General features: G+C 59.1%; 7 protein-coding genes. 1 reads left to right on the top strand and 6 read right to left on the bottom strand.

Features of this window, described 5'->3' with window-relative positions:
• Positions 1-55 precede the first annotated feature (55 nt).
• From WBR57_RS15685 to WBR57_RS15700, 4 genes are all read right to left on the bottom strand, one after another.
• Positions 56-784 carry a dienelactone hydrolase family protein gene (locus WBR57_RS15685; protein ID WP_424084606.1) on the bottom strand — a complete coding sequence of 243 codons (729 nt, stop codon included), beginning with the start codon at positions 782-784 and terminating at the stop codon, positions 56-58.
• Positions 785-850: 66 nt separating this feature from the next.
• On the bottom strand, positions 851-2,755 hold the full coding sequence (gene htpG, locus WBR57_RS15690; RefSeq protein WP_424084607.1) for a molecular chaperone HtpG: 1,905 nt from the start codon (positions 2,753-2,755) through the stop codon (positions 851-853).
• A gap of 89 nt (positions 2,756-2,844) precedes the next feature.
• The gene (locus WBR57_RS15695; protein ID WP_424084608.1) at positions 2,845-3,297 is read right to left on the bottom strand and encodes a PaaI family thioesterase; all 453 of its coding nucleotides are present in this window, start codon (positions 3,295-3,297) and stop codon (positions 2,845-2,847) included.
• The gene (locus tag WBR57_RS15700) at positions 3,294-3,770 is read right to left on the bottom strand and encodes a PaaI family thioesterase (RefSeq protein WP_424084609.1); all 477 of its coding nucleotides are present in this window, start codon (positions 3,768-3,770) and stop codon (positions 3,294-3,296) included. Before WBR57_RS15700 ends, WBR57_RS15695 begins: the two co-directional genes overlap by 4 nt.
• A gap of 158 nt (positions 3,771-3,928) precedes the next feature.
• Between WBR57_RS15700 and WBR57_RS15705 the strand changes: the two genes are divergently transcribed.
• Complete coding sequence (locus WBR57_RS15705; protein ID WP_424084610.1) at positions 3,929-4,180, top strand: hypothetical protein; 252 nt, start codon at positions 3,929-3,931, stop codon at positions 4,178-4,180.
• A gap of 95 nt (positions 4,181-4,275) precedes the next feature.
• Here the strand turns inward: WBR57_RS15705 and WBR57_RS15710 are convergent, their stop codons facing one another.
• Positions 4,276-5,013 (bottom strand): DUF599 domain-containing protein, encoded by a 738-nt coding sequence (locus WBR57_RS15710; protein WP_424084611.1) that lies wholly within the window; start codon positions 5,011-5,013, stop codon positions 4,276-4,278.
• 221 nt (positions 5,014-5,234) lie between these two features.
• On the bottom strand, positions 5,235-6,548 hold the full coding sequence (gene brnQ, locus WBR57_RS15715) for a branched-chain amino acid transport system II carrier protein (protein ID WP_424084612.1): 1,314 nt from the start codon (positions 6,546-6,548) through the stop codon (positions 5,235-5,237).
• Positions 6,549-6,822: the final 274 nt, after the last annotated feature.

The following is a 6,822-nucleotide window of genomic DNA, read 5'->3' on the forward strand; positions in this document are numbered from 1 at the left end:
AATCAAAGGTGGGAGGGGGCTTGCCCCCGATAGGGCCCTGACAGGCGCTGAAGAATCAGCCCTTGAACACTTCATCCAACAGGTTATGCATCGACTGGAACGCCCGCTTGGCGGTCTTCGCGTCGTACATCATCTTGCCCGGCACATTGGCGTGCGGGTCGGTGAAGGAATGCACCGCGCCGCCGTAGCTCAACAGCTGCCAATCCACACCGGCCGCGTTCATTTCATCTTCAAAGGCCGGCAGTTGCTCTTTCGGCACCAACGGATCGGAAGCGCCGTGCAGCACCAGCACCGACCCCTTGATGTTCTTCGCATCCGCCGGGTTTGGCGTGTCGAGGGTGCCATGGAACGAAACAGCCGCCTTGAGCGGCGCACCGGTACGCGCCAGCTCCAGCGAACAGCAACCGCCGAAGCAGAAACCAAAGGTTGCGAGTTTCGAAGTGTCCACCGCCGCTTCGGTCTGGCCTTGCAACTGTTCGAAGGCTGCCTGCATGCGTTTGTTCAGCAAGGCGCGGTCATTCTTCAACGGCATCATCGCGGCGCCGGCTTCGTCGCCATTCGACGGGCGCACGGTTTGCCCGTAGAGGTCGGCGATCAGTACCACGTAACCTTTGCTGGCAACACTCTTGGCAATCTCTTCGGCACCCGCACTCACACCCATCCAGTTCGGCGCCATCAGCAGGCCCGGCAACGGGCCCTTGTGGCCGGCGTCGAACGCCAGGCGGCTTTCATAGGACTGGCCATCAATCTGATAGACCACGGAACGTACAGTGACTTGGCTCATCATTTACTCCAGTTGAGGTGCGCTAGAACGAAAAAACCCGCCGAAGCGGGTTTTTCTACAACGGTGTTAAACCGACAGTTCAACCAACAGCTTGTTCAGTCGGCGCACATAGGCTGCCGGGTCTTTCAGGCTGTCGCCAGCGGCCAGGGCCGCCTGGTCGAAGAGGATGTGCGACAGGTCGCCAAAGCGCTCCTCGCTCTGCTCGCCGTCGAGTTTTTCGATCAGCGGGTGAGCCGGGTTGAATTCGAAGATCGGCTTGGAATCCGGCACCTTCTGGCCGCTGGCTTCGAGGATCTGACGCATCTGCATGCCCAGGTCCTGCTCGCCGATGGCCAGGATCGCCGGGGAGTCGGTCAGACGGTGGGAAACCCGCACTTCGCTGACCGCATCGCCCAGGGACGCCTTGATCCGCTCAACCAGGCCTTCTTTGGACTTGGCGACTTCTTCGGCTTCCTTCTTCTCTTCTTCGGAGTCCAGGTTACCCAGGTCCAGGTCACCACGGGCCACGTCGACGAAGGATTTGCCGTCGAACTCGTTGAGGTAGCTCATCAGCCACTCGTCGATACGGTCGGTCAGCAGCAGCACTTCGATGCCTTTCTTGCGGAAGACTTCCAGGTGCGGGCTGTTCTTGACCTGGGCGTAGGTTTCGCCGGTCAGGTAGTAAATCTTGTCCTGACCTTCCTTGGCACGTGCCAGGTACTCGGCCAGCGACACAACCTGCTCACCGTCTTCACCCTGGGTGGAGGCGAAGCGCAACAGGCCGGCGATTTTTTCCTTGTTGGCGAAATCTTCCGCCGGGCCTTCTTTCATGACTTGGCCGAAGTTTTTCCAGAAGCCTTTGTATTGCTCAGGCTCGTTCTTCGCCAGTTTTTCCAGCATGTCGAGCACGCGCTTGGTCAGCGCCGACTTCATGGAGTCGATGATCGGGTCTTTCTGCAGGATTTCCCGCGACACGTTCAGCGACAGGTCATTGGAGTCGACCACGCCTTTGATAAAACGCAGGTACAGCGGCAGGAAGGATTCCGCCTGGTCCATCACAAACACGCGTTGCACATAGAGCTTCAGACCTTTCGGCGCTTCGCGCTGGTACAGGTCGAACGGAGCACGGGCCGGTACGTAGAGCAGCGAGCTGTATTCCAGCTTGCCTTCGACCTTGTTGTGGCTCCAGCTCAGCGGGTTTTCGTAGTCATGCCCGATGTGCTTGTAGAACTCCTGGTATTCCTCGTCCTTGATCTCGGTACGCGGGCGGGTCCACAGCGCGCTGGCGCGGTTGACGGTTTCCCACTCCTGCGCCGGTTTTTCTTCGCCTTCGACAGCGGCCTGTTCTTTCGGCAGCTCGATCGGCAGGGCGATGTGGTCCGAATACTTCTTGATGATGTTGCGCAGGCGGTAGCCGTCGGCAAACTCATCTTCGCCGGATTTGAGGTGCAGCACGATGCGGGTGCCACGGTCAGCCTTGTCGATGGTGGCGATTTCAAACTCGCCCTCACCTTGGGAGGACCAGTGCACACCTTCGCTGGCAGGCAGGCCGGCGCGGCGGCTGAACACTTCAACCTTGTCGGCAACGATGAAGGCCGAGTAGAAGCCCACGCCGAACTGGCCGATCAGGTGCGAATCTTTTTTCTGATCGCCCGACAGGTTCTTCATGAAATCGGCGGTGCCGGATTTGGCGATGGTACCCAAATGGGTGATCGCGTCTTCGCGGCTCATACCAATGCCGTTGTCTTCGAGGGTGACGGTCTTGGCGTCCTTGTCGAAGCTCACGCGGATTTTCAGCTCGGCGCCACCTTCCAGCAACTCAGGCTTGGACAGGGCTTCGAAACGTAATTTGTCGACGGCGTCAGAGGCGTTCGAGATCAATTCGCGAAGGAAGATTTCCTTGTTGGAATACAGCGAATGGATCATGAGGTGCAGCAGCTGCTTCACCTCGGTCTGGAAGCCCAGGGTTTCCTTTTGAGTTTCCACACTCATGGTCATCAAACTCCAATTGGATGGCAATGGCCGCGCCCTTGAGGGTTGGCGGCGGGTTGTCATCAAAGTTGGGGGCTAAGCCAGGGATTTCAAGGGCGGTTCGGTTCCTCGATCTTGAAATGCGCACGGGCGGTGGCGATGGGTTCGGCCGAAGTGCTTTGCCAGGCCGTGATGGCCACATTCGCCACGCGCCGGCCCTGGCGCCACACCTGACACTTGGCGTAGGTGTCACGGTACTGGCCGGCGCGCAGGTAATCGAGGGAGAAGTCGATGATTTTCGGGAAGCCCGGTGCGCCGGTGAATACCAATAAGTGCAGCGCCGCCGACAACTCCATAAAGCCGGCAATCACCCCGCCGTGCAGCGCCGGCAATATGGGGTTACCAATATTGTCCTTGTTCGCCGGCAACCGAAACAGCAACTCATCCCCCTGCCGTGTGCATTCGATGCCGATCAGTTTGGCGTAGGGCACCAGCGCGAGCAGCGCCTCGTAGTTGCCGCGCTCATGGGCTTGCTCCAGGCGAGTCTTGAATCGGTGAGTCATGCCTGGTCTCCCTTGATCGTGTCGCCCAGCCCTTGCGCGCCCTTGAGGCGCTTGCCCATGCGCATGAACGTGCCCACCACATGTGCGATGGGCTGTTGCCGGTCATCCTGGTAGGCGAAGCCGCGGGTGAAGATCACGTCCGTGGTCACGCGGTAACATTGCGCAAAGCCGTAGACGGGTTTGCGCGGTTCGGCGGGGTGCATGTAGTCGATACGCAGGTCGAGGGTCGGGCACACTTCGAACTCCGGCAACACACACAAAGTGGCCATGCCGCAGGCGGTGTCCATCAGGGAGGTCAATGCGCCGCCGTGGATCACGCCGGTCTGGGGGTCACCCACCAGATGCGCGGCATAGGGCATCACCAGGGTGATGCCCTCCCCGCTTGCCTGATAAACGGTAATACCCAGCACCTGGCAATGGCGCAGGGCCGATACAAAGCGCGTCGCACGCTCTAACAAGGGATTTCCGGTCATTCGATGCAGACTCTTATTAGTGTTGATTTGCAGAACAGGGGCAGCGCGCTAAAGTTCCTTTACCCCTGCGGTTTATATATCTGGGGAATAAAAGGAACTAATGCTGAACGCCCATGCTCGAAAGGCCAGTAGATATCTTCAATAAGGAGAAACACCCCATGCGCAAGACTTTAGCTGTTTCCATGATGCTCGCTGCTGCCCTCGGCCTCGCTGCCTGCGATAAAAAATCCGAAGACAAAGCCCAAGACGCTGCCGCGCACTCTGAGCAAGCTCAGAAAGATATGGCGAAAGCACAGGATAAAGTGAACGACGCTGCGAAAGAAAACGCCGATGCTGCCAAAGCTCAGGCTGAATCGAACGAAGCGGCCGCCAAAGAAGCAGCACCTGCTACCCCTGCCACCGGTTCTTAATACCGTGGTTTGAAGTAGCCTGGCTGCAAAAAGAAAGCCCGCTTACATAGCGGGCTTTACTTTGTCTGCTGTTTTCTTATTTATCGTATTGCCGATTAAGCCGCCTCTTTAGCTGCCTCCGGCAGTGGCGTATCCGTCTGCGTATACACCATCACTTGCAGTACGTCGGAATGAAACTCGCGGCGATACAACACGCACACCACCCCGGCACTCATCAACATGAACAACCAGGGGCTGACAAACCAGGCGAGCATGGTCATGCCGAAGTAATAAGCGCGCAGGCCAAAGTTGAATTGGTTGGCAGCCATGGAAATCACCCGCGCGGCACGCAGGGCAAATGCCTTGCGCTCCTGCTCTGACACATGCCGCTCTCCGACCATCGGCGCCGACCCTACCAGCACCGCCGCAAAGTTGTACTGGCGCATGCACCAGCTGAAGGTGAAGAACGCGTAGACGAACACCAGCGCCAGGCACAGCAACTTGATCTCCGACATACCCTGAGAGTCCTGTTGCACCATGGGGATGTCCGCCAGCAACGAAACCGCCCGCTCGGACGCCCCCAGCACGGTGAGGATACCGGCGAGGATAATCAGGGTGCTGGAGGCGAAGAACGAAGCATTGCGCTCCAGATTACCGACCACACTCGCGTCGGCGATGCGGTTGTCGCGCAGCAACATGCGGCGCATCCAGTCTTCACGGTACAGGTGCAGCACACTGGCCAGGCACGCGGTGTCCCGGGCTTTCCAGGCGGCGTAGCGGGTGTAGCCGCCCCAGCACAAGACGAACCAGAGCGCGGCAAGCAGGTGGATCTGATTGGTTTCGACGAACGACATGCGGGTCCTTAGGCACTATGAATCGATTTAAATGCGGGAGCGGGCTTGCTCACAAAAGCGGTGAGTCAGCGCAAGACATATCAACTGACACACTGCATTCGCGAGCAAGCCCGCTCCACACTTACCGAATACCAACTCTAGAGGGTTGTTGCCGCATAGACATAAAAAATGCCCCGTATCGATTGATACGAGGCATTTCGGTAAAGCGTACAGCCAGTGGTTTAAGCGATCGCTTCGCTACGTTTGCCAAGCACGCGGTCAACCACCACAGCCACCGCCAGCACCATCACCGACGGCACCAACCACGCCAGGCCCTGCTCGCTCAATGGCAAGTTCGCCAACTGCGCAGGCATCCAATCGGCCAGCCCTGCGCCCTTGAGCGCATCGATGCAACCAAAGATGAATGACACCAGCATCACCGGCCCGACGATGCGGCCCTGCTCCTGCCAGAAATCTTTGCAGAAGCTCAGGGCCACCAGCACGATGCATGGCGGGTAGATCGCGGTGAGGACCGGGATCGAAAACGCAATCAGCTTGGTCAGGCCCAGGTTGGACACGAACAGCGAGAACAGCGCCAGGATCACCACCAGCGCCTTGTAGGACAGCGGCAGGATTTTGCTGAAGTACTCGGCGCAGGCGCAGGTCAGGCCTACGGCGGTGACCAGGCACGCCAGGGAGATCAGCACCGCGAGGAAGCCGCTGCCCAGGGAGCCGAAGGTGTGTTGTACGTAAGCGTGCAGCACGGCGGCACCATTCGCCGCACCGGCAGCCACGGCATGACTGCCCGAACCGAGGCGGAACAGGCTGACATACACCAGCGCCAGGCCCACGCCGGCAATCAGCCCGGCAATGATCGCGTAACGGGTGATCAGCTTCGGCGATTCCACACCGCGCGAACGAATGGCATTGACGATCACGATGCCAAACACCAGTGCGCCCAGGGTGTCCATGGTCAGGTAACCATTGATAAAGCCCTGGGAGAACGGTGCTGCCACGTATTCCGGGGTGGCGACGCCGACGTCACCGGCCGGCAAGGCAAACGCGGCGATGCCAAGGATGGCCAGCGCGATAATCTTGAGCGGCGCGAGAAAACGACCCACGGTGTCCAGCAGTCGGCCTGGGTACAGGGACACGAAGAACACCACCAGGAAGTACACCGAGCTGTAGAGGAACAGTGCCAGCGGGCTTTCACCGGTCAGCGGGGCCAGGCCCACTTCGAAGGACACGGTCGCGGTACGCGGGGTAGCGAACAGCGGCCCTACCGCCAGGTACGCCGCCGCCGCGAGCAGGCCACCGGCGATCTTGCCGATCGGGCTGCTCAACGCGTCCATGCCGCCGCCAACCTTGGCCAGGGCGACCACAGTGACCACCGGCAGGCCGACCGCTGTGATCAAAAAGCCCAGCGCCGCCATCCAGACGTGCGGCCCGGACTGCAAACCGACGATAGGCGGGAAGATGATGTTGCCGGCACCCACGAACAGGGCAAAGGTCATGAACCCTAACGCCAGGATGTCCTGGCTTTTCAACACTTTCATTTCAGGAAATACCACACTACTGAATCGGAATTTAGAGAGGGATTCCCTGTGGATGAGGGAAATACTGCCAGCCCTGATGGAGGCCGACCGGTCTAGCGCGCAGCTTCCTTTTGGGATGCGGACACATAAAGAGGCGGCTAGGGTACAGAATTAGCCTGACAAACGCACTGTTGCGGGGCGGACTGTCCGATAAGCGACATCTGAATGTCGCGTTTTTATATTTAAATTTTGAAATGCGATCGAATGTGGGAGCGGGCTTGCTCGCGAAGGCGGT

This window comes from Pseudomonas sp. (assembly GCF_049590575.1).
In the GTDB taxonomy this organism is placed as follows: domain Bacteria; phylum Pseudomonadota; class Gammaproteobacteria; order Pseudomonadales; family Pseudomonadaceae; genus Aquipseudomonas.